Origin of the sequence: Psychrobacter sp. UBA6291 (assembly GCF_002439405.1) — a bacterium.
GTDB lineage: Bacteria > Pseudomonadota > Gammaproteobacteria > Pseudomonadales > Moraxellaceae > Psychrobacter > Psychrobacter faecalis.
This window is the reverse complement of record NZ_DJUD01000014.1, coordinates 54,678-78,057: the sequence shown is the minus strand read 5'-3', so window position 1 is coordinate 78,057 and position 23,380 is coordinate 54,678. Positions and strand designations below refer to the sequence as shown.

General features: G+C 44.7%; 18 protein-coding genes. 13 read left to right on the top strand and 5 right to left on the bottom strand.

The annotated features are described in order from the left end of the window. Window positions 1-131: 131 nt before the first annotated feature. On the bottom strand, window positions 132-1,466 hold the full coding sequence (locus tag B3R91_RS01835; RefSeq protein ID WP_193031309.1) for a hypothetical protein: 1,335 nt from the start codon (window positions 1,464-1,466) through the stop codon (window positions 132-134). 592 nt (window positions 1,467-2,058) lie between these two features. Here B3R91_RS01835 and mrdA point away from each other — a divergent pair. From mrdA to scpB, 8 genes are all read left to right on the top strand, one after another. Next, window positions 2,059-4,041, top strand: coding sequence for a penicillin-binding protein 2 (mrdA, locus tag B3R91_RS01830; RefSeq protein WP_286796195.1), 1,983 nt, complete (start codon window positions 2,059-2,061; stop codon window positions 4,039-4,041). 50 nt (window positions 4,042-4,091) lie between these two features. Further along, the gene (gene rsmD, locus B3R91_RS01825) at window positions 4,092-4,778 is read left to right on the top strand and encodes a 16S rRNA (guanine(966)-N(2))-methyltransferase RsmD (protein ID WP_144297740.1); all 687 of its coding nucleotides are present in this window, start codon (window positions 4,092-4,094) and stop codon (window positions 4,776-4,778) included. 211 nt (window positions 4,779-4,989) lie between these two features. Next, window positions 4,990-5,418, top strand: a complete 429-nt coding sequence (gene rplM / locus B3R91_RS01820; protein ID WP_068407459.1) for a 50S ribosomal protein L13 — start codon at window positions 4,990-4,992, stop codon at window positions 5,416-5,418. Between the two features lie 10 nt (window positions 5,419-5,428). Further along, window positions 5,429-5,815 (top strand): 30S ribosomal protein S9, encoded by a 387-nt coding sequence (gene rpsI, locus B3R91_RS01815; protein ID WP_068407462.1) that lies wholly within the window; start codon window positions 5,429-5,431, stop codon window positions 5,813-5,815. A 420-nt stretch (window positions 5,816-6,235) separates the two neighbouring features. Continuing rightward, a complete protein-coding gene (locus B3R91_RS01810) occupies window positions 6,236-7,339 on the top strand; it encodes a lipid A biosynthesis acyltransferase (RefSeq protein ID WP_286796191.1) in 1,104 nt (367 codons plus the stop codon). Between the two features lie 164 nt (window positions 7,340-7,503). Beyond that, window positions 7,504-8,583: a tryptophan--tRNA ligase gene (locus B3R91_RS01805; protein ID WP_286796189.1), complete on the top strand. Its 1,080-nt coding sequence runs from the start codon at window positions 7,504-7,506 to the stop codon at window positions 8,581-8,583. Between the two features lie 126 nt (window positions 8,584-8,709). Next, complete coding sequence (locus B3R91_RS01800; protein WP_286796238.1) at window positions 8,710-9,558, top strand: segregation and condensation protein A; 849 nt, start codon at window positions 8,710-8,712, stop codon at window positions 9,556-9,558. 24 nt (window positions 9,559-9,582) lie between these two features. Beyond that, a complete protein-coding gene (gene scpB, locus B3R91_RS01795) occupies window positions 9,583-10,128 on the top strand; it encodes an SMC-Scp complex subunit ScpB (RefSeq protein ID WP_068406071.1) in 546 nt (181 codons plus the stop codon). 118 nt (window positions 10,129-10,246) lie between these two features. Here scpB and lolA read toward each other — a convergent pair whose 3' ends face one another. The 3 genes from lolA to rplU all read right to left on the bottom strand — a co-directional run bounded on the left by lolA (window position 10,247) and on the right by rplU (window position 11,944). Beyond that, entirely contained in the window at window positions 10,247-10,933 is a 687-nt protein-coding gene (gene lolA, locus B3R91_RS01790) for an outer membrane lipoprotein chaperone LolA (protein ID WP_286796186.1), read from the bottom strand. A gap of 350 nt (window positions 10,934-11,283) precedes the next feature. Beyond that, on the bottom strand, window positions 11,284-11,541 hold the full coding sequence (gene rpmA / locus B3R91_RS01785; protein ID WP_055123782.1) for a 50S ribosomal protein L27: 258 nt from the start codon (window positions 11,539-11,541) through the stop codon (window positions 11,284-11,286). Between the two features lie 91 nt (window positions 11,542-11,632). Then, on the bottom strand, window positions 11,633-11,944 hold the full coding sequence (rplU, locus tag B3R91_RS01780) for a 50S ribosomal protein L21 (RefSeq protein ID WP_025652795.1): 312 nt from the start codon (window positions 11,942-11,944) through the stop codon (window positions 11,633-11,635). A gap of 753 nt (window positions 11,945-12,697) precedes the next feature. Between rplU and B3R91_RS01775 the strand changes: the two genes are divergently transcribed. The 5 genes from B3R91_RS01775 (at window position 12,698) to hemB (ending at window position 22,054) form a co-directional block, all read left to right on the top strand. After that, the gene (locus B3R91_RS01775; RefSeq protein WP_286796236.1) at window positions 12,698-13,627 is read left to right on the top strand and encodes a polyprenyl synthetase family protein; all 930 of its coding nucleotides are present in this window, start codon (window positions 12,698-12,700) and stop codon (window positions 13,625-13,627) included. A 682-nt stretch (window positions 13,628-14,309) separates the two neighbouring features. Then, window positions 14,310-15,704, top strand: a complete 1,395-nt coding sequence (locus B3R91_RS01770; RefSeq protein ID WP_286796180.1) for an efflux RND transporter periplasmic adaptor subunit — start codon at window positions 14,310-14,312, stop codon at window positions 15,702-15,704. A 34-nt stretch (window positions 15,705-15,738) separates the two neighbouring features. Beyond that, window positions 15,739-18,987, top strand: coding sequence for an efflux RND transporter permease subunit (locus tag B3R91_RS01765; protein WP_286796178.1), 3,249 nt, complete (start codon window positions 15,739-15,741; stop codon window positions 18,985-18,987). Next, entirely contained in the window at window positions 18,984-20,795 is a 1,812-nt protein-coding gene (locus B3R91_RS01760; RefSeq protein WP_286796176.1) for an efflux transporter outer membrane subunit, read from the top strand. The genes B3R91_RS01765 and B3R91_RS01760 overlap by 4 nt, the downstream gene beginning before the upstream one ends. Window positions 20,796-21,046: 251 nt before the next feature. After that, window positions 21,047-22,054, top strand: a complete 1,008-nt coding sequence (gene hemB, locus B3R91_RS01755; protein WP_286796174.1) for a porphobilinogen synthase — start codon at window positions 21,047-21,049, stop codon at window positions 22,052-22,054. 94 nt (window positions 22,055-22,148) lie between these two features. Here the strand turns inward: hemB and B3R91_RS01750 are convergent, their stop codons facing one another. Continuing rightward, entirely contained in the window at window positions 22,149-23,126 is a 978-nt protein-coding gene (locus B3R91_RS01750) for a glutathione S-transferase family protein (protein WP_286796173.1), read from the bottom strand. Window positions 23,127-23,380: the final 254 nt, after the last annotated feature.

Genomic DNA, 23,380 nt, shown 5'->3' with positions numbered 1-23,380 from the left:
CTTTTTTCTGCATCTGTATCTATCAGCTATTGCAGCTTAGAAGACTTACAGCATGGTACATTAGCGTCAACTTGTCACGTTTCTGTATCCACTCTGTAGGTAATGTGTGTAAAGAACATAAAAACCCTTTCTCACTGCATGGCAGGGAAAAACACCAAGACCAAATGCAACCAACCTGCCAAGAAACCTGTCAAACCACCAAGGATAATTAGCGTCATCTCATCTTCGCGAAAAGCGGGACGCAATAGGTTTTGAAACTCATCAGGGGATAGCGCGCGAATACGATCGCGAAACAGCCCAAATATTTTACTGGCACGGCTTTCATTAAGTTCAGGGTCTCGCAGTGGCACCATAGTCGCGACGATGGATTTGTCGATAATGGTATTTTTCAATTGCCCAAACTCGCGGCGACCCAGCCCAACCCGCAATGTGGTACTAATGACCGGCGATTCTAACACTTTATACAAATGCGATTTCATCAACTCACGCGTTTCGGCGGCGCGGTCACCATACATCATCTCATTCATGATGTTTTCTAAAGTGACCAAATCTTTGACCACAATCTCAGCAAAAACTTCAGAGACTTCTTCTTGGCGCTTCATAAAGCCGCCTTGAAAGCGGTACTGAGCAATGTGCGGCAGTTGCGGCTTAATAAATGGGAAACGGTTTTGTAGCGCAAAAAACTTCACATACGGAATAAAACGTGGCTCAACTGGGTTAAACACCATCCAAATCGCAATCCAGTTGGTCAAGAACCCCCAAATAGCGGCAAAAAACGGTACCGTCCAATGCTGCGGTACCACCAAAAATATAAACATTTGGATAATACCGAATACAAGGCCAATCAAAGCACTGATATGCCAGATAAAATCAATCTCTTTTTGCCCAACTTTTAAAAACATATTGACCATCAAACGTCGGTCGCTTTCCATTTTATTGACAATCATTTTGCGCATATCGACCAAATCTTCGACGTGATAGGTCAAATCGGTCACCAAGGATTGCATGATATTTGGCAACTCTTGATGCGCTTGGGCATAGACGCGGCGCTTTAACGCATAAGGCAGATTGCCCCACAGCGCTGGCGAATGGTCAAGCATAATCTCATCAATCAAACTCTCAAGGTTTTCATCGACCGTATCGGTGATAAATACCGCCATCTGCTCTGGCTCCATCGCCTGAAAAAACTCATCGAGCGAACCCAGCTTTGAGAGCGTCTGATCAACAATCACGCCCGATATCTTGCCTGCTTTACGTGGCACGATCCCTTGCCAACCCAATCCCGGCAAACCAAAGAATGGAAAGTTTGGAATCCGAATACCCCAAAATTTAATCGGATAAAATAGCATCTTGAGTGCCATCCACACATGTATCCAAGTGACAAATGCAGTCACTGGTGGAATGGTCAACATAGCAAAAAACTCGGGGTGTTCCGCTATCGTCTGCCACAATGAATTTGCATCCATGACTCTAATTATCCTTGAGGTGATGATGGTCGTTGTTAAGCAAATATCCTTAGTCGATTAAGAACGCTCAATAAAAACGCTCTGTCCTCAATAACCACTGAATTAAATAACGCTATAGATGCGATAAGTGGCTAAAATAAATCGCCTGATTTTAGCATACTTGCTATTTATTAGCACATATCAAGCCTTGGCAAGTTGTGACTAGCGATGACACGTTTTGCGCCCTACTCACCACCCTAAACCTTTACTATCATTTAATGATGTTAAAAACACCTAAAGAACAATGACGATCATGGCAATAACGATCCTCACAAAATAGACGACTGCCTACTGCGCGAAAGTGTTTGTTCTGTTATAATTTACGGTTGCTTAATGCTACTGGCTAGCTGAAGACGGCAAGTAAATCATTTGACCTTTTTATTGATAAATCATCGCGCTATGTTATTGAAATACTTTGTCTTATCCTTTATGCTCACCCCGTTTTAGATAAACAAAAAAATGACTGTATCTTTCTTGGCTTTATTTATCTGTGCTTAATCAACCATCACTTTATCAACGACCGTTTTACTGATCGTCTGGGTACTGACTTTATATGAACAAACCGCTCGCGTCCGATACCGAACAGGTCAATCGTATTTTTACCAGCCGTATTATTATCCTTGGGCTGTTCATGTTTGTGGGCTTGTTGGGATTGATCGCGCGTTACGGTTATCTGCAAGTGTATGCCCATGATAAGTACACTACCCAAGCCGATAACAATCGCATTAAGCTTATCTCTGCGCCGCCCAGTCGCGGTTATATTTACGATCGTAACGGCGTGATTCTCGCTGACAATCAGCCCGTATTTACCGCTATGCTAAGCCCTGACGAAGTCGAAGACCCAGAGCGCACGCTAAATCTGCTGGCGCCCATTTTTGATCTTAGCGAAAAAGACATTACCGATATTTTGGCGCGCGTTAGCAAAACCAAAAATGACCCAGTGACCATCAAGATTGATTTGACCGAAGCACAATTGGCGCAGTTTAGTGAGCGTCAGCCTTTTTTTCGTGGCATCAGTATTCAAAGCAAACTCACACGCTCGTACCCTTATGACGAGCTATTTGCCCATGTAATTGGCTATGTCGGACGTATTAACGATAAAGAATCCAAGCAAATTAATAAAGATCGCTACGCGGGTACCGATCTTATCGGTAAGATTGGTATTGAAGATTTTTATGAAGACATCCTGCTCGGACAGCCAGGTTATCAGTCGGTAGAAACCGATGCTCATGGCAATATCCTACGTCAACTTGATACCAAAGCGCCCATTGCGGGCAATGACATCACGCTTAGTCTAGATTATGGCTTGCAAACCATTGCGCAGCAGCAGCTTGATGGTCGCCGCGGCGCTATCGTCGCTATCGACCCAAAAAACGGCGATGTTTTGGCTTTTGTTAGTAACCCAAGCTACGACCCCAATCCTTTTATTTCGGGCATCTCTTTTAAGGACTACGGCGCTCTGCGTGATGACCTTGATCAGCCCCTTTATAACCGCGCGCTACAAGGGACGTATCCGCCCGGCTCGACCATTAAACCTTTTGAGGGTTTGGGCGGTATTCATTACGGCCTACGAGATTGGGAAACGACCATTTATGACCCGGGTTATTTCAGTCTACCCGGCGATTCGCACCGTTTTCGCGACTGGAAACGCGGTGGCCACGGCACGGTAGATTTAAAGAAATCCATCATGATGTCGGTAGATACCTATTATTATAAGTTGGCGTATGAGATGGGGATTCAGCGCCTTCATGACTGGATGGTGCGCTTCGGTTTTGGTGAACAAACTGGTATTGACTTACCCAATGAAAAATCAGGCGTTATGCCGTCACCAAAATGGAAAAGAGACACCTATGATAAAGGCTGGTTACCGGGTGAAACCATCTCAGTCAGTATCGGTCAAGGGTATTTTTTAGCCACGCCATTACAGATTGCCAATGCCACCGCCATGACCGCCAACAAGGGTTATCACATCACCCCGCATTTATTAAAAAGCAGCGATGGCGCGGCGGCCGTTAACGTGATTAGCAAGCCTGATGGCAAAATTGACTACAATGGTAAACCGTCAGATTGGACGCGTATGCACGATGCGATGGAACAAACGGTTAAGGCAGGTACAGCGCGTGGCATTTATACACCGCGCTATCGCATCGCTGGTAAAACCGGAACGGCGCAGGTCAAATCTATCGCTCAAGGTAAAAGCTATAATAAAGCGGCACTCGATAAACGTCACTGGGATCATGCTTGGTTTAATGGTTTCGCGCCTGTAGAAGAGCCAGAAATCGCCCTTTCAGTACTGGTCGAAAATGGCGGCGGCGGTAGTGCCGTTGCAGCGCCTATTGGTCGCGCCTTATTTGATTATTGGATGCTACAGCGTAAAACCGACCCTATTTTGCCGCCAACCGCCGATGAACTAAGGGCCATCAAACGCCAAAAGGCTTTTGAAAAGGCCATGCGCGACGCCTTACGTGATAAAGAGCAAGCGCTAGCGGAAAAAGCCGAGGCGCAAGGTGCCGAGAACGCAGCCACATCTGAATAAAATATATAAAACGAAATGCACCGAATAAAAAGCTGTAGATAAGAGACACTATGAAGAAACTCTCAAATGGTCGCGAACAAAAGAAAAATCATAAAGCAAAAAACGCAGTAGCGGGAGACGTACGTATCATCGGCGGGCAGTATAAACGCCGTATCGTCAGCTTTATCGATGCCGAAGGTTTGCGCCCGACTCCTGACCGCCTGCGCGAGACCTTGTTTAATTGGTTGATTGCCGATATTCATGACGCCAAAGTACTTGATAGCTGCGCTGGTAGCGGCGTTTTAGGCTTTGAAGCCTTATCACGTGGCGCGGCTCATACAACCTTTATTGAAGTAAGTTCAGCGCAAGTCACTATGCTGCGCCAAAGTGCCGAGCAATTACGCTTAGATGCCAGTAACTATCAGATTATTCAAGGCACCGCCGAGCAGGTACTGACGCAAAACCAAACGATACAGCGGCATTTTGATATCGTCTTTATCGACCCGCCGTATGCGCAAGATTTATGGCAGCCGATTTTGACAACACTTATTAAACAGTCTTTAATCAACACAGAAACGCTGATTTATTTAGAGGCGGATAAAGATTTAACCCTGCAACTGGACCAATTGGTAGCAAGTATCAACGAAAGCGCTGAGCCGCTAGCAGATATAGCGCAAAGCCTAATACGTTTTGAATGCCTAAAACAGACCAAAGTTGGGCAAGTTGTCGCTGGACTTTATCAGCTTTCAGCGTCATAATTGTCAGGTTAATAAAAGCCATTAACAAATTTCGAAAATGTTTAAAACCGCTAAAAAACTGGCCAACGCTGCAGTTTAATGTATATAAGGCGAAAATAAACCCCAATGCAGCTTGCAAGCGTAGGCGCTACTGCTTATAATGTGCAGTCTGTTTTTTGAGAGCCCCGTTCCCAGCTAAACTCTCAACGAATTCTAATTTTAAGGTTTTATCATGAAAACACTTAGTGCAAAACCAGCTGAAGTGACCCATGACTGGTATGTCGTAGATGCTGACGGCAAAACCCTTGGTCGCTTAGCTACTGAAATCGCTAGTCGCTTACGTGGCAAGCACAAGACTTGTTACACGCCGCACGTAGATACTGGTGATTTTATCGTTGTTATCAACGCAGAAAAAATCGCGGTAACGGGCAAAAAAGCGCAAGACAAAAAGTACTATCGTCACAGTGGTTACCCAGGTGGTATTAAAGAAACCAACTTCACCAAGCTGATTGCACATAAGCCTGAAGATGTTCTACATAAAGCGGTTAAGGGTATGCTTCCAAAAGGTCCTCTTGGCTACGCGATGATCAAAAAGCTGAAACTATATGCGGGTACAGAACATCCACATGAAGCTCAGCAACCTAAAGAACTAGACATCTAAGGATATACTTATGGAACGCAATTACGGAACTGGTCGTCGCAAAACTTCTACCGCTCGTGTCTTTTTAGCGAAAGGTACTGGTAGCATCGTTGTTAACGGCAAACCACTTGATGAGTACTTCAGCCGCGAAACATCGCGCATGGTTGTTCGTCAGCCTTTAGAACTACTTGAATCACCTACTGCTTATGACCTATACATCACTGTAAAAGGTGGCGGTATCAGTGGTCAAGCGGGCGCAATCCGTCACGGCATCACGCGTGCATTGATTGAGCTTGACGAAGCCAATAAACCTGCTCTAAAAGCAGCTGGCTTTGTTACTCGTGACTCACGTCAAGTTGAACGTAAGAAATTGGGTCTACGTAAAGCACGTAAACGTCCACAATTCTCAAAACGTTAATCAAAGCTATCTCTTCTCTTTTTACCACTGCCTTCTTTTTCTCAGAGTCGCTGCAGCAGTATTAAGCAAAAGAGTAGATTTGCAAAACCTTATAAGCTGGTCTCAGTTTATAAGGTTTTTTTATGGCTATTTTTTAGCGCTGCTGTTTTAACTCTATATTGAGTGAAAAGTAATATCGATANNATACATCACGCACTGCTGATATCCATTTTTCTTGCTTGCTGTGCCTGCGCAGACAGAGGCTACAAAAAATTGATATCAGCAGTACCGCAGTGTTTTTAGGATATTTTGACTATATTGTTTAAATGCCTAATAGTTTAAAGTCCTTAGCTCTCGTTGTCGTTAGTTTATTAAAACTTGCTTGCAAACTTGGACGCGCTCCCCCATCATAATAATAACTTTTATTACACTGTGCTCATTATGAAAGCCCCCGAACAATACGATCCTAGTAACCCATCAAAAACGGATATGCCGCCGCCTACAGGTAAGCATAATAAACAAAACGACATGGTTAAGTCGCCCGCCATTCCTGCTGGCATGCCTACAATTACGCAAACGCATAAACAAACGGCGCAAGCAGAAAAAAAACCCTTTCAGTGGCAGTTTTTATTGCCGCAATATTGGGGCATCTGGCTGTTATTGGCAATTATTATGCCGATGATATATCTGCCGCTGCGTTGGCAGTTTTGGTTGGGTCGTAAACTGGGTATTTCAATCTATAAACTAGCCGGCTCGCGCAGACGTGATACCTTAATTAATTTAAGATTGGCTTTTCCAGAAAAGCCCGAAGCTGAGCGCGAACTGATGGCAAAGCAAGTTTTCGTCAATCAAGGTATTGGGGTGTTTGAAACCTTGTGTGCTTGGTATCGTCCTAATATTTTTACCCGTACGGTGTCTATCTCGGGCTTACAGCACCTAGTGAATGCCCAAAACCAAGGTCGACCTGTGATTTTACTTGGGGCGCATTATACGATGCTCGATCTTGGCGGCATGCTCTGCACGCAGTTTTTTGCCACCGATTGTATGTACCGCCCGCAAAACAATCCGCTTCTTGATTGGTTCATTTATAACGGACGTACTAAGATTTTTGGCAAGCAGATTGCCAGCCGTGACATGCGTAGCCTTGTTAATTCTATTAAAGCTAAGCACGTGATTTGGTACTCACCTGACCAAGATTATGGTCTCAAGCAAGGTGTCATGGCGCCGTTTTTTGGTGTGCCTGCCGCTACTATTACTGCTTCTCGGCGGATGGCAAAATTGGGTGACAAGCAAAACCCACCAGCGCTCATGGCGCTGCATACTTATCGGCAAACACCTGATAACCTGCCGCGAGGCAAACGTCCGCATTATCATCTGACCATTACGCCAGAGCTTGATAATTATCCAAGTGATGACGAGGTTGCTGACGCGACCCGCGTTAATGAGGTGCTAGAAGGGTTGATTCGTATCGATCCGACCCAATGGATGTGGTTCCATCGTCGCTTTAAAAACGGCCCTAACGGTCGTACCGATATTTATAAGTAGGTTTTGATTCCCCAAAAAATAGCTGCGAAATTTGCTATACTTTGCAGCTGATATTTTATCAGCTCTATTATTTACCTCGATAACTTATCTATTTTAATAACTCACTCATATCAATAACTCACCTGCATAAATAACGATGTGAGTAATAAAATAACGGATTTTTCATGAGCACTCAAACTGACGCAGCTGTAGACAGTTCTAAACAAGAAAGTAAACGTATCCTAACCGGCATCAAACCGACGGGCATTCCTCATTTGGGTAACTACGTTGGCGCCATTCGCCCAGCCATTCAGTCCATTCAAAATAGCGATGATGAGGCGTTTTTCTTTTTGGCCGATTATCATGGCATTATCGGCTGTTATGACCCTACTGTCATTCATGAATCGACCAAAATCATTGCCGCGACTTGGATTGCTTGCGGTCTTGACCCTGAACGTGTGACCTTTTATCGTCAGTCCGATGTGCCAGAGATTCCAGAATTGGCTTGGATTTTAAATTGCTCATGCGCCAAAGGGCTGATGAACCGCGCGCACGCTTATAAAGCGGCTGTCGATATCAATACTGAAAAAGCCGACGTTGATCCAGATCAAGGTATCAATATGGGTCTATTCGGCTATCCAGTGCTTATGGCGGCTGATATCTTGATGTTCAATGCCACCCATGTACCCGTCGGTCGCGACCAAGTACAGCATATTGAGATGGCCCGTGATATCGCTGGTACATTTAACCATCGTTATAAACCCCTCTTTACCTTACCATCAGCGGTTGTTGATGAAGACATCCCACTATTAACAGGGCTTGATGGCCGTAAAATGAGCAAGAGCTATGGCAACACCATTCCTTTATTTGGTGAGCCTAATCCGCAAGTCAGCTCTGAAAAGCAGATGCATAAAGCCATCATGAAAATTGTCACCAACTCACAACTGCCTGCTGAACCGAAAGACCCTGATGATTCTGCCCTCTTTGAGATTTATAAAGCTTTTGCGACGCCTACAGAGATTGCCGATATGCGGGCGCAGTATGCCGCAGGTATTGGCTGGGGTGATGCCAAGCAAGCATTGTTTGATAAAATCAATAGCGAGATTGCCCCATTCCGTGCTCGTTATGAGGAACTGATGGCCAATCCAAAAGAGCTAGAAGAAATCTTACAAATGGGCGCAGAAAAAGCCCGTCGCCATAGCCGTAAACAGCTCGATAAAACTCGCCGTGCTATTGGTATTCGCCCCCTCGCTAAGCTTAAGTAAGTCTTTGATTGCTTTTACTCACAGTAATCAGGGCGGATGCTAAAGGTGCAGACAGTATTGAAAAATAAAACAGCGGCTTTACCAAAGGCCGCATTTTCCGTAAGCGTGGATGAAAACGCTAAGTTTATGGATAACAATGGCAAACATCGTATTTCAATCAATAATGATATGGCGCTGCGTATTTATCAGACGCCAGTGCAGCATCTACCAGAAGATCTCTATGTACCACCGCAAGCCTTTGCCATTTGGCTTGAGCAATTTGCTGGACCCTTAGATTTTTTATTATATCTGGTCAAAAAGAATAATGTCGATCTCACCCAAATGCCGATATTGCCGATTACTGAGCAGTATTTGGCTTATATTAGTGAGCTAGATACCGAACATTTTGAATTGGCCGGTGACTATCTGCTGATGGCGTCGACCTTGATTGCCATTAAAACCGAGCTGCTACTACCAAGGCCTGAAACGCCAAGCGATGAGCGCGACCCAAAAGCTGAGCTGATTGAACGCCTTGAAGAATATGCGCAAATCAAAGTGGCCAGTCAACGTTTGGACAATCTCATGCGTCTTGAGCGCGATGTATTTTTAGCGCTGGTCAGTGTGCCAAGTCAAGACGTTATGAATGCCGAACTGCCCAATTATTCGCCAAACCTTTTGATTGATAGCTTATTTAAAATGCAGCTACAGCCCGACTATCAAATGCATAATATCAAAGTTGATGCAATGCCTCTTTCTGATCGTATCGCTAGTATTAGCAGACAACTAAGCACGGATGGTGCGCGCTCGTTTTATGAACTACTGGATAAATCCCAAGGTAAGATAGGCGTCGTAGTCAGTTTTGTCGCCGTACTTGAGCTGATGAAACGGCAGTTGGTTGGTGTCGTAAATAATCATTCAGAGCTCCAACCAGCTGCTGACAATCAGTCTGCTGTAGACCGCCATATAGGACAATTAACGTTACAGTGGCTAGCTTAATGGTTTTAACAGAGAATACGTGCAATGACAGATAAGCAAAATCAAGATTTAGAAGAAATCAGCAAGCATATCGAAGTACTCCTGCACGCTTCAGAAGCGCCCCTGACTGCCAGTATTTTAAAAAAATATCTGTCATTAAACACTAAAGAGCTTACGCAAGCGTTAGCGCTATTACAACAACGTTTAGATACTGGTGTGCTGACCTTACATGAAACGGCTAGCGGCTATCGACTGCAAGTTGCCGACGACTATAGTGCATTAATCCAGCGTGTCTTTCCTCAGCGTCAAGAGCGCCTGAGCCAAGCCCTGCTTGAAACCTTAAGTGTCATCGCCTATAAGCAGCCTGTGACCCGTAGTGATATCGAGCACGTGCGCGGTGTGACGCTATCAAGTAATATCTTGCGTCAACTGTTTGATAAAGGCTGGATTGAAGAGAAAGGTTATAAAGAAACTTTGGGGCGCCCTGCACTGCTACATACCACAGCGCAATTTTTAGATGCGTTTGGATTAACCAGTTTAGATGAGCTACCGCCACTGCCCGATATGGAAGCCATCAAAGCTTTGTCTTAGTAGCAAGTCGTTATTTCTTATCGATTAAAGTAAAATCTGTATATCTTGGACTTATAGCAATAAAAAAGGACAGGCTTTATAAGCGTGTCCTTTTTTATAGGCTTAACCACTAAAAGAATTATTGATTAATAATATCAACGCCCTTTGGCGGCGTGAATTTAAACTGACTGCTATTGATACTTGGGTTCATTTTAATACCGCTAAACTTAATCGTCGTGGTTTGTCCTAGCGTATCATTCAGCACCATCATCACAGGTTTGCCACCACTAAAGCTCATCGATAAGCTCTTAAAGCTGGCGCTATCTGATTTTGGATAGAGCACATAGTAGTTTTTATTGGCATAAGGCTGGGTGATTTTAAAGTTTTTATCAATCTTACTTGGGTCACCTGATAACAATAACGCTGGCGTATTACCTACTTGGCTATCGACATTTTGCTTGGTCGCTTGTTCCAAGTCTTTGTCATAAACCCACATTGAGCTGCCATTCGCTACAATAAGCTGCTCTGACGGTGACTTGGTTTCCCAGCGGAAGTTATTTGGGCGCTGAACACTCATGGTGCCACTAAAAGTACCGCTATTCGCACCTTTGGTGGTTTGGCTAAAATTAGCAGTCATGCTTTTGGTGTTGCTTAGTAGCTTATTTAAGCGTTTAGCGGCCGTTAAATTATCCGCAGGAGCAGCGCTTGCTGTTTGGGTCAATGCTACCATCGGCGCTGCCACTCCAAGCGATGTCATCAATACGCCCGTTAAAGCGCCGCCCATCAATTTTTGTTTTAAAGTGATCTTTTTTGGTAATACAGTCATTATAAATCCTCTCTCAAATGCAAAGTTGCATAAAAATAATACGTGATAATTAAAATTTTTGTTTTCAATAAGTGCTTATCTCGCGCCAAAAAATCGACGTCAGTAAACAATGCAGACAGTGTGCCAGTTTTTTTATTACGCGCCTAGTCATGATTTGCAATCATTACTACCGTTGCCATACACGCTTGTAACCGATAGCGTTACACGGCATATGGCGCTGTTTATTCTTTGCTTTAGCTGTTTTATATTTAAATTGGCACCATAAAAAAGCCCTTACTACCAAAGGGTAATAAGGGCTTTTTTAGTCATCCGATTATGTTAGTTAATAACTAAATAATCTAGATGGGCAACTATGCGCTTTCAACCATAACATAACGGCGGTTGAATTTACCTTTGGTCGCAAATTTTACCACACCGTCATTTAGTGCAAATAAAGTATGGTCACGACCCATGCCAACGCCTTCGCCTGCGTGGAATTCTGTACCACGTTGACGTACGATGATGTTACCAGCTGTGATAGCTTGGCCACCAAAGATTTTAACGCCTAGCATTTTTGGGTTTGAATCACGACCGTTACGGCTCGAACCGGCAGCTTTTTTATGTGCCATGAGAAAATCTCCTTGTTAATGTGACTTATCGCTAATGCGACAACTCTTAAGCATTTAGTGCGCTATTTAGCAGTCATTGCTAAGTGAATAATTAGGCATTAATCGCTTTGATTTTTAACAAGGTATACCATTGGCGGTGACCTTGCTCTTTGTGATAATGCTTACGACGGTTGTGTTTGATGATACGGATTTTTTCGCCGCGACCATGCTCAACTACTTCAACTTCTACGCTAGCGCCTTCAACGATAGGTTGACCGATTTTGACAGTTTCACCGTCAACAACCATCAATACGTCTTCAAATTTGATTGTTTCGCCTTTTTCTGCTTTTAGTAATTCAACTTTTAAAAGCTCATCGACCACAACACGGTGCTGTTTACCACCAGTTTTGATTACTGCGTACATTGTCTGACTCCGTTTAACCCGTGTGCCGTGGCTGATGTTATATCAACGCTTCAATAACGAACACGACAGGGAAAAATTAAAGGCAAGATTTTACGGCTTTTTGCTCATAAAAGCAAGCCGCGCCTCTTGTTTTTGCAAGGTGGTAATAACAATCATAGCGATTGATATAATTCTCAAAAAAAGCGATAGATTTCACTGACAAAGGTAGTGACTACCGATGTTAAGATAAACCGCTCTATGTAGATATACTATAACGAACGCGAATGGGTTAAAATCCAACAGCCGCTATTATAGCTTATATTATCAGTGACTTACAGTTTTTTGTAAATATAAACCTTATTAACGACTATTATTAATAAAATGTTGCTAACATAAGTGACTAATTAAAAAAAATCTAATCAGTTAACTTTTAAAAATGATAGAAATCAAAAGGACAACACGTCGCTATATTAAAAGTCCTAACTTACTTTCTGCTATACTTAAATCAACCATTGACCTAAACAGCTATGCTATTATGCGTCAAACGCTAGCCTAACTATTATTTGCTGCAAGCATTATTATAAATAGACCGCTATCTAAACTCATTTTTCATTTCTTTCATTGGTATGACGACTCATTATGACCAGTAATTCTTTATCGAACGCCGCCGCACCCTCGACCACGCCATTAAACGTTCTAACCAGTACGCCAAGCTCTGCTGATACGCTAAGCTATGCTGATATCCAAAGTATCGTTGCTAACGATTTTGAGATTATGGATAAGCAAGTCTTTGGCAGTTTGAATTCTAAAGTGCAACTGGTAATGAGCGTCTCGCAGCATGTAATCAATGCTGGTGGCAAACGTATGCGCCCGCTGATTACCTTATTGTGCGCGCGTATGTTTAACGACGAGCCATCGCAGCAAGCGATGCATCTGGCGGCGATTACTGAGATGCTGCATACGGCAACCTTGGTACATGATGATGTGATTGATGAATCAGGACAGCGCCGTGGCAAACCAACGGCTAATGCCACTTGGGACAATGCCACTGCCGTGCTGGTCGGCGACTATTTGATAGCTCGCGCTTTTAATCTGTTGGTTGGTTTTCAAAGCTTGCCGTTATTGCAGGTATTCTCCGATGGTACTTGTGATATTGCCGAGGGCGAAGTCTTACAGCTACAGCATCAGCATAACCCTGCAGCCACTGAACAAGACTACCTCAATATTATCGATGGCAAAACCTCGCGCTTATTTATGATGGCGACCCAAGGCGCGGCTATTTTGCAAAATAGAACCGAGCACTTGCAAGCATTGGCTGATTTTGGTCAGCATTTCGGTAACGCTTTTCAAATCGTCGATGATGTACTCGACTACAGTGGCGATAGTGAAGTAATGGGCAAGAATTTGGGCGATGATTTGGCAGAAGGCAAACCTACGCTGCCAACCATTAAGGCACTTGAACTATTAAAAAACAGCGATAAAGCAGGCTATGAGCAATTACGCCTTGCGGTGCAAACGGGTAAAACGCCAAACGCTGAGCAGCTTATCGAGCTCGTCCGTCAGTCAGGTTCGCTTGAATACTGTAAAAAGCGTGCTTTGGAAGAAACCAAACTGGCACAGCAAGCGCTAAGCAGCTTACCTGATAACCGCTACCGTCAAGGGCTATATCAGCTGACTGAGCTTGCTAGCGCGCGGTTAGTGTAAATATTGCTAGCCTATATATTATAGATGCTTAAAAATATTATTGATGCTTAAAATGTTTAGGCATCAATAAAAAAAGTATGTGACTATTTAATTTTTAGTTAAGTTTTACTTTATAATAATAAAATAAATAAAATGAGAAAACAAGGTTGCTATACACGCAGTTTTCTCATTACCCATCACTTTCTTCGTTCAATTGCTCTTATTTTTCCCTGAAATTTTAGCGTTCACACTTAAGTATTGCTAAAACACCGTTTTTCTGTACATGCCATTTTCTACTGTATTTTTATATGGTTTTCTTGCTACTATCTCTGAATCGTATTTAAAAAAACAAAATTTAACAATATTTTGGCGCTGTATTCATTACCAATCTTACGAAGTATTTAGAACGTTACGCTTGTATTATCAATGTTTGTTAGAATTTTATCGAGATATAAAGCATTTACAAGGTGAATAAGCACCTTTTTGTGTCTTGACTGTGGGGTATACCCTATAGTTTATAATCATGCATTACTTTAAATCTGCTTAGCCGATTGTTCTGTGTTTAGTTATTATATTATCTATTTAGTAATGAACTCTAACAGCGGTAAAGACATATTACGTTTCATATTTACTTCGTTAAGATTTATCCCTAAACTTTTTAAACTGTAATTATTATATGATATTTATATTGCCGAGGACATTAATGAAGCACTCTACTCTTGCGCTTGTAATAGCATCTGTACTATCTGGCGCTGTATTGGTCGGCTGTGATAAAAATGAGGACGCAGCTGGGGCAGCGGCGCAGCAGCAGATGCCACCTGCCGTCGTCAACGTTCAGACTGTCACTTTAGATACCGTACCGCAAGTACAAACCTTTGCTGGACGTACCGCCGCTTACCAAACCGCCGACGTTCGCCCACAAGTAAACGGAATTATTGACGAGGTGTTGTTCCGCGAAGGCAGCAAAGTCAAAAAAGACCAACCTTTATACCGTATCAATACCGATAACTACGCGACGTCTATCACCAGTGGGCAGGCGGCCATTCAACAAGCTGAAGCCAATTATCAGACGGCGTTAGCAAACAACGCCAATGCCAAAGCTGAGCTGGTCAGTCGCCAAGCGTCATTATCACAAGCGCAAAATGACTTAAATCGCTTGCAAGGTTTGATCGAAATTGATGCCATCTCAAAGCAGCAATACGACCAAGCAGTTACCCAAGTTCGCACCGCACAAGCAGCAGTCGAAAGCGCGCGTGCGGCGATTGGGCAAACCGAAGCTGGTATTGAAAGTGCTAAAGCTGGTATCCAAACAGCAAAAGCAAACTTACAAGCCAGTACACTAGATCTCAACCGTACTATCGTACGGGCACCGCTCGCAGGACGTACTGACCGCTCGAGCGTGACTGCTGGTACTTTGGTCAGCGCCGGTCAACCAGATCCTTTAGTGACTATCTCGCGCTTAGATCCTATCTATGTCGATATCAGCCAGTCATCCTCTGAGCTGCTTAAATTACGCCAGCAAATCTCTGCCGGTAAAGCACAAGCAGGCATGAATTCGGTTGAACTGGTATTAGAGGATGGTTCGGTCTATCCGGTACGCGGCAAGCTTGCTCTATCAGAAGCAAAAGTTGATGAATCAACGGGTGCGGTGACTTTACGCGCCGTCTTCCCCAACCCTAATAATGTCCTGCTACCGGGGATGTACGTCAGTGCACGCTTAACCCAAAGCGTCATCAGCAATGCTGCATTAGTGCCACAAAGCGCAGTGATGCGTACACCAAAAAGCGAACCGCAAGTTTATATCGTTGATGAGAATAATAAAATTCAAGTACGTCCTGTCACTATTAATGGCACCTATAAAGATCAGTGGGTCGTCACTGACGGCTTACAAGCAGGGGATAAAGTGGTGATTATCGGCGGCTCAAAAGTGAAGCCGGAGCAAGAAGTCGTTGCTAAACCATTAGAAAATCCGAATGCCGCCCCTGCTAAGCCAGGCGCTGCTACTGCTCAAACGCCGCAGCAAGCTGCAAAAGCGATGGATAAGCCAGCCAGTAAAGATGCCGCTGCCAAAAAGCCATTAGAATCTACCGCTAACTAATTCCATTCAAAGATAGGAAGACTAGGAATATACTATGTCACGTTTTTTTATTGATCGCCCTATTTTTGCATGGGTGCTGGCTATTTTGGTCATGCTCATCGGGGTGATATCGGTCATCAACCTACCGATCGAACAGTATCCACGTATTGCACCGCCGACCATTTCGGTTAGCGCAAGCTATCCTGGTGCTAACGCCCAGACCGTCGAAGACTCCGTTGTCCAGATCATTGAACAACGTATGAAGGGCCTTGATGGTCTGATGTATATGTCATCGTCGAGCTCCTCAAACGGTAGCGCCTCTGTGACGCTCACTTTTGAAAACGGCACAGACCCTGATACGGCACAGGTACAAGTACAAAACAAACTACAAGCGGCCATGAGCTCGCTACCTGAGTCCGTACAGCGTCAAGGCGTCAACGTCAATAAATCCTCTAGTAGCTTTTTAATGGTACAAGGGTTTATCTCTGAAGACGGCAGTATGGATAACGGCGATATTGCTGACTATATCAACTCAAACGTCGTTGACCAGCTCAGCCGTGTCGAAGGTGTTGGTGAAGTGCAGGTGTTTGGTTCAGCCTATGCCATGCGTATCTGGCTTGATCCTTCGCTGCTACGTAGTTATAACTTGGTGCCAGCTGATGTGGTCAATGCCGTACGTGCGCAAAACGCGCAGGTGTCTGCTGGCCAATTAGGACAAGCGCCTGCAGATACGGATCGACAGGTTATTAACGCCACGGTTACCGTGCAAAGCTATTTACAAACCCCTGAAGAATTTAAAAATATCTTATTAAAAACCGATACCTCTGGGGCGAAGGTTCGCCTAGGTGATGTTGCAAAAGTTGAAATCGGTAGTGAAAACTATAGTGTGACTGCGCTTTATAATGGGCAGAGTTCCGCTGGTCTCGGTATTTCTTTGGCGGGTGGTGCAAACGCGCTTGAAACTCGTGAAGCCGTTGGCGCTCGTATGGCGGAGCTTGAACAGAATTTCCCAAAAAATCTGACGACCGTTATTCCTTATGACACCACGCCATTTGTACGTTTGTCTATTGAGCAAGTAGTCAAAACACTCATCGAAGCGATTGTTTTAGTCTTTATCGTCATGTTCATTTTCTTACAGAACTGGCGCGCGACCATTATTCCAACGCTTGCTGTACCCGTGGTATTACTGGGTACTTTTGCCGTCTTATATATCGCTGGCTTTAGTATCAACGTATTAACCATGTTTGCCTTGGTATTGTCCATCGGTCTACTGGTCGATGACGCCATCGTTGTCGTCGAAAACGTTGAGCGTATCTTGGAAGAAGACCCTCATATTTCCATTAAAGACGCGACCATACAATCGATGGGCGAGATTAGTAAAATTGTTGTCGGTATCGCCTTGATTCTATCGGCCGTTTTCGTACCGATGGCCTTCTTTGGTGGCTCAACCGGTGTCATTTATCGTCAGTTCTCCATTACCCTGATTACCGCCATGGTACTGTCAGCATTAGTGGCGCTTATCTTTACCCCTGCCCTATGTGTGACCTTGCTAAAACGTAGTAAGAGCCACGAGAAAGGATCTACTGAAGAGCAAAAAGGTTTCTTCGGTTGGTTTAACCGCTCTTTTTATAAAGTCAGCCGTAAATATGAAAACTCGGTTGGCAAAAGCTTCCGCTTTAAGTGGTTATACTTAATCGGCTATGCTGCCATTATTGGTGTTATGGCCGTGGTATTCCTACGTATTCCAGGTTCGTTTTTGCCAGAAGAAGACCAAGGTATTATGTTTACCTTAGTTCAGCTTCCTGCTGGCTCCACGCTAGATGAAACACAAGACGTGCTCGATAAAGTCAGTAACTATTACGACACCCAAGAAGGCGACAATATCGCCTCTGTCTTTACCATTGCAGGCTTTAGTTTTGCTGGACAAGGTCAAAACATGGGTCTGGCCTTTGTGCGCTTATCTGACTGGGCGGATCGTCCTGGTGAAGAAAACACCGCACAGGCTGTCGCCGATCGTGCCATGGGTTACTTCTTTACCCAGCTAAACGAAGCACAAGTCTTTGCCATCGTTCCACCAGCGATTACTGAGCTGGGTAACGCCAGTGGTTTTGACTTGATGATTCAGGATACCGGCAACCTCGGCCACGAAGGCCTGCTCGAGGCACGCAATATGCTGCTTGGTATGGCCGCGCAAAACGATCAAGTAGCAGGCGTGCGTCCTAACGGCCAAGAAGATGCGCCGCAGCTCAAAGTCAATATCAACCAAGAGCAAGCCGCCGCTTATGGCCTATCGCTTGGTAGCATCAATAGTGTTATTTCTACAGCTTGGGGCTCAAGCTATATCAACGACTTCGTCGATCGTGGTCGTATTAAGCGCGTGTTTGTCCAAGGCGAGCCAAGCAGTCGTACCAATCCTGATGATATCGGCAAATGGTATGTTCGTAATGATGCCGGTGAAATGATTCCATTTGATGCGTTCTCAAGCAGTGAATGGCAATCAGGCTCACCGCGTCTGACCCGTTATAACAGCTTACCGTCAATGAATATCCAAGGTAGCGCCGCCCCTGGTCTTAGTACGGGTGAAGCGATGAGCTCAATGGAAGCGATGATGCAAAAGCTACCTGAAGGTATTGGCTACGAGTGGACAGGTATGTCACTTGAAGAGCAAAAGTCAGGTGCCCAAGCGCCGATGCTTTATGCCCTGTCGATCTTGGTGGTATTCTTATGTCTCGCCGCTCTATATGAAAGCTGGTCTATCCCCTTCTCTGTACTATTGGTCATCCCGCTTGGGGTGCTAGGTGCGGTGATATTTACCTGGCTACGCGGCTTTAATAACGATATCTACTTGCAAGTTGGTCTACTAACGGTGGTTGGTCTATCAGCCAAAAACGCTATCTTGATTATTGAGTTTGCAAAAGAGCATCAAGAAGAAGGTAATACGCTAAAAGAAGCGGTTATGATAGCGGCGCGTCAACGTCTGCGTCCAATTATCATGACCTCACTTGCGTTTGGACTTGGTGTTGTGCCATTATTCATCGCCACAGGTCCGGGCTCAGGCAGTCAAAACGCCATTGGTACCAGCGTGGTAGGTGGTGTTGTCACCGCGACGTTATTAGGTATCTTCTTTATTCCAATGTTCTTTATTTGGGTACGTAGTTTATTCCCTTACAAGTATGAGAATAATAAACCGAAAGATAGAGATGATGGTAACGACGGCACACCTGGCCCGCAAAATCCAACACCTTCTGACCCAATGCCTTCTGATAGTTATCAGCCTGCAAGCTTTGGAGATAATATACAATGAGTGCTCAAAAAAACTTTACTTTAAACTCAGCAGCGGTAGTCTCTATAGCTACCACTGCCCAACCAGCGCTAGCAGTACTGCGTAAAAATGGCGGTCGCCTCATTGGCCTTACCGCCTTAGCGTTGAGCATGGCTGCTTGTAATACCATTCCAAAAGCGGATATGCGCCCTGTGCTTGCTGAACCAAACGTGCCTATCGAGCAAACCTATGGCGCGTTCGACAAAGAAACGGTCAGCAGCGCCAATCAGGCCAGTATCGCTGGGCAGCGCTGGCAGGAGTTTTACAGCGACGAGCGCTTAAAAGGTCTGATTGCGTTAGGTTTAGAGAACAACAAAGACTTTGAAAGTGCGCGTTTGGCAATTGAGAAAGCACGCGCGCAGTATCAAATTACTGATCTCAATGACCTGCCTAGAATTGATGGTAGCGGTGGTTATACGCGCCAAGCGCAAAACAGAACGGATAAAAACCCTAACAGCTCATATAATGTCAATCTTGGCTTGGCCAACTATGAGTTAGATTTTTGGGGTAAAATCGCCAGCTTAAAAGAGCAGGCGTTACAGAACTTCTTAGCGACTACGGCAGCGAAAGACACTACCCAAATCAGCTTGATTAGTAATATCGCTCAAAGCTATGCCAATTTGAGCTATAGCCTTGCGCAGTTAAAGCTGGCTGAAGCGACGGTCGAAAGCCGTGAGAAGTCTCTATTTATCGCTGATAAACGCTTTGAAGCAGGTATAGATCCCAAACTGCCGTCTTTGCAAGCCAGTGCGTCACTAGAAAATGCCAGACTTGCCGTTTTACAGGCGCAAAGCAGTATTTTAAGATCGCGTAACGCGCTGCAGTTTTTGGTCGGTGGACCCATTCCAACCAATCTTATTCCAGCGCCTGCGGTCAGCAATATCACAAGCCAGCAGATATTTAGCGCCGGCTTACCAAGTGAATTGCTGCGCTATCGCCCTGATGTATTGGAAGCAGAGTACAGTCTAAAAGCCGCTGGTGCCAATATTGAAGTGGCGCGCGCCTCTTACTTCCCATCTATTAGCTTAGCTAGTAGCGTGGGTGTGAGTAGTGGCAGTTTGGATGATTTATTTAAGAGTGGTTCGGTTGGCTGGTCATTTGGTCCAAGTATTAGCGTGCCTATTTTTGATGCGGGCCGTTTAGATGCCAATTATGATGTGGCGAAAATTGAGCGCGAACAGACGCTGGCAAACTACGAGCGCTCTATTCAAACCGCTTTCCGTGAAGTATCGGACGTCCTAGCGACACGCGCGACATTGGGCGAACAGTTGGCCGCGCAGTACCGTCTGCAAGATAACTTTGAACAAACGTATCAGATTGCCGATGCGCGCTTTAAAGCGGGTATTGCCAACTACCTAGATGTACTCGATGCGCAGCGTTCGCTATTCTCAACGCAGCAAGGTATCTTGGACTTAGAGCTACAAAAAATTATCAGCCAAGTTGAGCTCTACCAAGTGCTAGGTGGCGGTGCCAACCTTGATGTACCAACGGTCATTCCTGTACCGCATAAAAACTTGGTACAATTGGTCAATCTACCGGCCAATAGCAATAAAGCCAAAGCGGTCGATGCTATCGAAGCTGCCAGCTCTGCTCGCGTGGCTTCTGCACAAGAAGCGCAAGCAATTAAGCAGGCACAGCCAATAGAGAAAGCAACTTTTAACCCAACAGCTGTTGTCGATGTCAATAATGATGGCAAGACAGACGCTGCCGTCGGCGTGGTCACTGAACAGACCATTACGAAAGAGGCCAATGTTGAGCAAGTACCGGTCACGCAGATTAATGAGCGTTAAGTAGCTGTAAAGGCTGTGGGAAAGTTCTCCTCACCTTGATAGTCGATAACTACAATCAGCCCTACCGACTTGGTAGGGCTTTTTGCTTTCGATAGTCACTATTGGTTATAGTAGTGCCAGTTATCGTACAACATTATACCAACGACCTTTTTATTCTCTTAATGATACCAATCTTATAAAAGCCAGTCTTAAAACAGCTGTTTCCATAAAGCTGATAGATAACCATGCTTAAAATCAAATAAGGAAACCTCATGACTTATACTTTTAACCGTCAATTCCCTGAAACCCGTCTACGTCGCTTGCGTTATAACGATAACGTGCGTTCGATGATTCGTGAAGTTGAGCTGCATCCCAAGCATTTTATCGCCCCTGTTTTTGTATTAGAAGGTGAAAACAAGCGTGAAGCAATCGCTAGCATGCCCGGCGTTGAGCGCCTATCGATTGATCTGTTGATTAATTATGCCAAAGAATTATTAGCAGAGGGTGTTACCACTATCGACATCTTCCCTGTCATTGATAATTCATTAAAAACGCCTGATGGTAAATCGGCTTATGATGAAAATGGCTTAAGCGCGCGCGCCGTCAAAGCAGTCAAAGATGCCGTACCAGAAATGGTGGTAATCACTGATGTGGCGCTAGACCCTTATACCTCTCACGGTCAAGACGGTTTGCTCGATGACTCAGGCTATGTGGTCAATGATGAAACGGTCGAAGTCTTGGTCAAGCAAGCGCTTGTACATGCCCGTGCAGGCGCTGATATCATCTCGCCAAGTGATATGATGGATGGGCGTATCAAAGCTATGCGTGATGCCTTTGAAGCTGAAGGCTTTGTCAACACCGCTATCATGGCCTATTCTGCCAAATATGCTTCTGCTTACTACGGTCCGTTCCGTGATGCCGTTGGGAGTGCCGGCAACTTAAAAGGTGGGCATAAAAAGCAATATCAGATGGACTTTGGCAACCGCGCCGAAGCGCTGCACGAAGTTGCCATGGATATCAATGAGGGGGCTGATATGGTGATGATTAAACCGGGTCAGCCGTACTTAGACCTAATTCGTGAAGTTAAAAACACCTTTGGCGTACCAACCTTTGCGTATCAAGTGTCTGGTGAATACGCCATGCATATGGCCGCTATTCAAAACGGCTGGCTAACCGATGCGGTGATTTTGGAATCCTTGATTGGTTTCCGCCGTGCGGGCGCTGATGGGATTTTGACTTATTTTGCCCTAGAAGCGGCTCGTCAGTTGAATAACGCTTAATATAAATTAAATCGTTTTATACAAAGAACCGCGCCAGCTTCTATAGAAGCTGGCGCGGTTTTTTCTTAGCTTAATTTAAAAAGCTCAATAAAAGCTAGAAACGCGTACGGTCATGAGGTTCGTTAAAGTCAAGCAGTGGACCGACAGGAATAATACGCGTGGGATTAATGTTGGCGTGACTGGTGTAATAATGCGCCTTGATATGCTCGATACTCACCGTCTCGGCGATACCGGGCACCTGATATAAATCACGCAGATAGCCCCAAAGGTTGGGATAATCAACAATACGGCGGATATTACATTTAAAATGCCCAACATATACTGCATCAAACCGTACTAGCGTGGTGAATAAACGCCAATCGGCTTCAGTAACCGTATCACCGAGCAAGTAACGTTGGTCTGCCAAACGCGCCTCTAACGTATCAAGCGCATCAAACAACGTTACTACTGCTTCTTTGTACGCAGCTTCGGTCGTGGCAAACCCTGCTTTATACACGCCGTTATTCACCGCTGAATACACAAACTCATTAATCGTATCGATTTCTGCGAGCAATTCTGATGGTAAAAAACTAACGTCCGTCGCCCCTACTTTATCGAAAGCAGAATTTAACATCCGAATGATTTCAGAGGATTCATTACTGACGATGGTATTGGTTTTTTTGTCCCATAATATTGGCACTGTGACGCGTCCGGTATAATCAGGCTTGGCAGCGACATATACTTCATATAAATAGCTGGCATTGACAATCGGATCGGCAATCACGCCAGCACCTTCTGCAAACGTCCAACCTTTATCGCCCATAAAGGGATGCACGACAGACAGCGAAATCATATCTTCCAAGCCTTTTAGTTTGCGATAAATCGTGGTGCGGTGCGCCCACGGGCAAGCAAGCGACACATATAAATGATAGCGATTGGCTTCGGCTTTAAAGCCACCCACGCCGGTTGGCCCTGCGCTACCGTCCGCTGTTACCCAGTTTCTAAAACCAGCATCTTCGCGTACGAAGCGTCCACCGCTCGCCTCGGTGTCATACCACTTATCCTGCCATTGACCATCAACCAATAAGCCCATGTTTTGCTCCTGTTTATTTTAGTTTTAAATGAATGGATACTAAAAACGACTGCTAGCAAACAATCAGCATTAAATAACTGTCATCGTTATTAGTTTTAAGAGTTATAGTAACATTTCTATGTTGCCTAGCCATTAAGCTTTGTTCGTCTCTCAAACAAAGCTTAATGGCTAGCAGGTCTATCGGAACAACAATGAGCAAGCGTTGGTGCCACCATACTTTATCAAAGATAAAGATAATGTAAGTCTCTTTCAAA

Coding starts and splice junctions, on each gene's coding strand:
- rpmA (WP_055123782.1), bottom strand. CDS start 11,541: ATGGCACATAAAAAAGCTGCCGGTTCGAGCCGTAACGGTCGTGATTCA.
- B3R91_RS01750 (WP_286796173.1), bottom strand. CDS start 23,126: ATGGGCTTATTGGTTGATGGTCAATGGCAGGATAAGTGGTATGACACC.
- lolA (WP_286796186.1), bottom strand. CDS start 10,933: ATGACTGTATTACCAAAAAAGATCACTTTAAAACAAAAATTGATGGGC.
- B3R91_RS01775 (WP_286796236.1), top strand. CDS start 12,698: ATGGATAAGCAAGTCTTTGGCAGTTTGAATTCTAAAGTGCAACTGGTA.
- rsmD (WP_144297740.1), top strand. CDS start 4,092: ATGAAGAAACTCTCAAATGGTCGCGAACAAAAGAAAAATCATAAAGCA.
- B3R91_RS01810 (WP_286796191.1), top strand. CDS start 6,236: ATGAAAGCCCCCGAACAATACGATCCTAGTAACCCATCAAAAACGGAT.
- B3R91_RS01800 (WP_286796238.1), top strand. CDS start 8,710: ATGGATAACAATGGCAAACATCGTATTTCAATCAATAATGATATGGCG.
- rplU (WP_025652795.1), bottom strand. CDS start 11,944: ATGTACGCAGTAATCAAAACTGGTGGTAAACAGCACCGTGTTGTGGTC.
- hemB (WP_286796174.1), top strand. CDS start 21,047: ATGACTTATACTTTTAACCGTCAATTCCCTGAAACCCGTCTACGTCGC.
- scpB (WP_068406071.1), top strand. CDS start 9,583: ATGACAGATAAGCAAAATCAAGATTTAGAAGAAATCAGCAAGCATATC.
- B3R91_RS01805 (WP_286796189.1), top strand. CDS start 7,504: ATGAGCACTCAAACTGACGCAGCTGTAGACAGTTCTAAACAAGAAAGT.
- mrdA (WP_286796195.1), top strand. CDS start 2,059: ATGAACAAACCGCTCGCGTCCGATACCGAACAGGTCAATCGTATTTTT.
- B3R91_RS01835 (WP_193031309.1), bottom strand. CDS start 1,466: ATGGATGCAAATTCATTGTGGCAGACGATAGCGGAACACCCCGAGTTT.
- B3R91_RS01770 (WP_286796180.1), top strand. CDS start 14,310: ATGAAGCACTCTACTCTTGCGCTTGTAATAGCATCTGTACTATCTGGC.
- rplM (WP_068407459.1), top strand. CDS start 4,990: ATGAAAACACTTAGTGCAAAACCAGCTGAAGTGACCCATGACTGGTAT.
- rpsI (WP_068407462.1), top strand. CDS start 5,429: ATGGAACGCAATTACGGAACTGGTCGTCGCAAAACTTCTACCGCTCGT.
- B3R91_RS01760 (WP_286796176.1), top strand. CDS start 18,984: ATGAGTGCTCAAAAAAACTTTACTTTAAACTCAGCAGCGGTAGTCTCT.
- B3R91_RS01765 (WP_286796178.1), top strand. CDS start 15,739: ATGTCACGTTTTTTTATTGATCGCCCTATTTTTGCATGGGTGCTGGCT.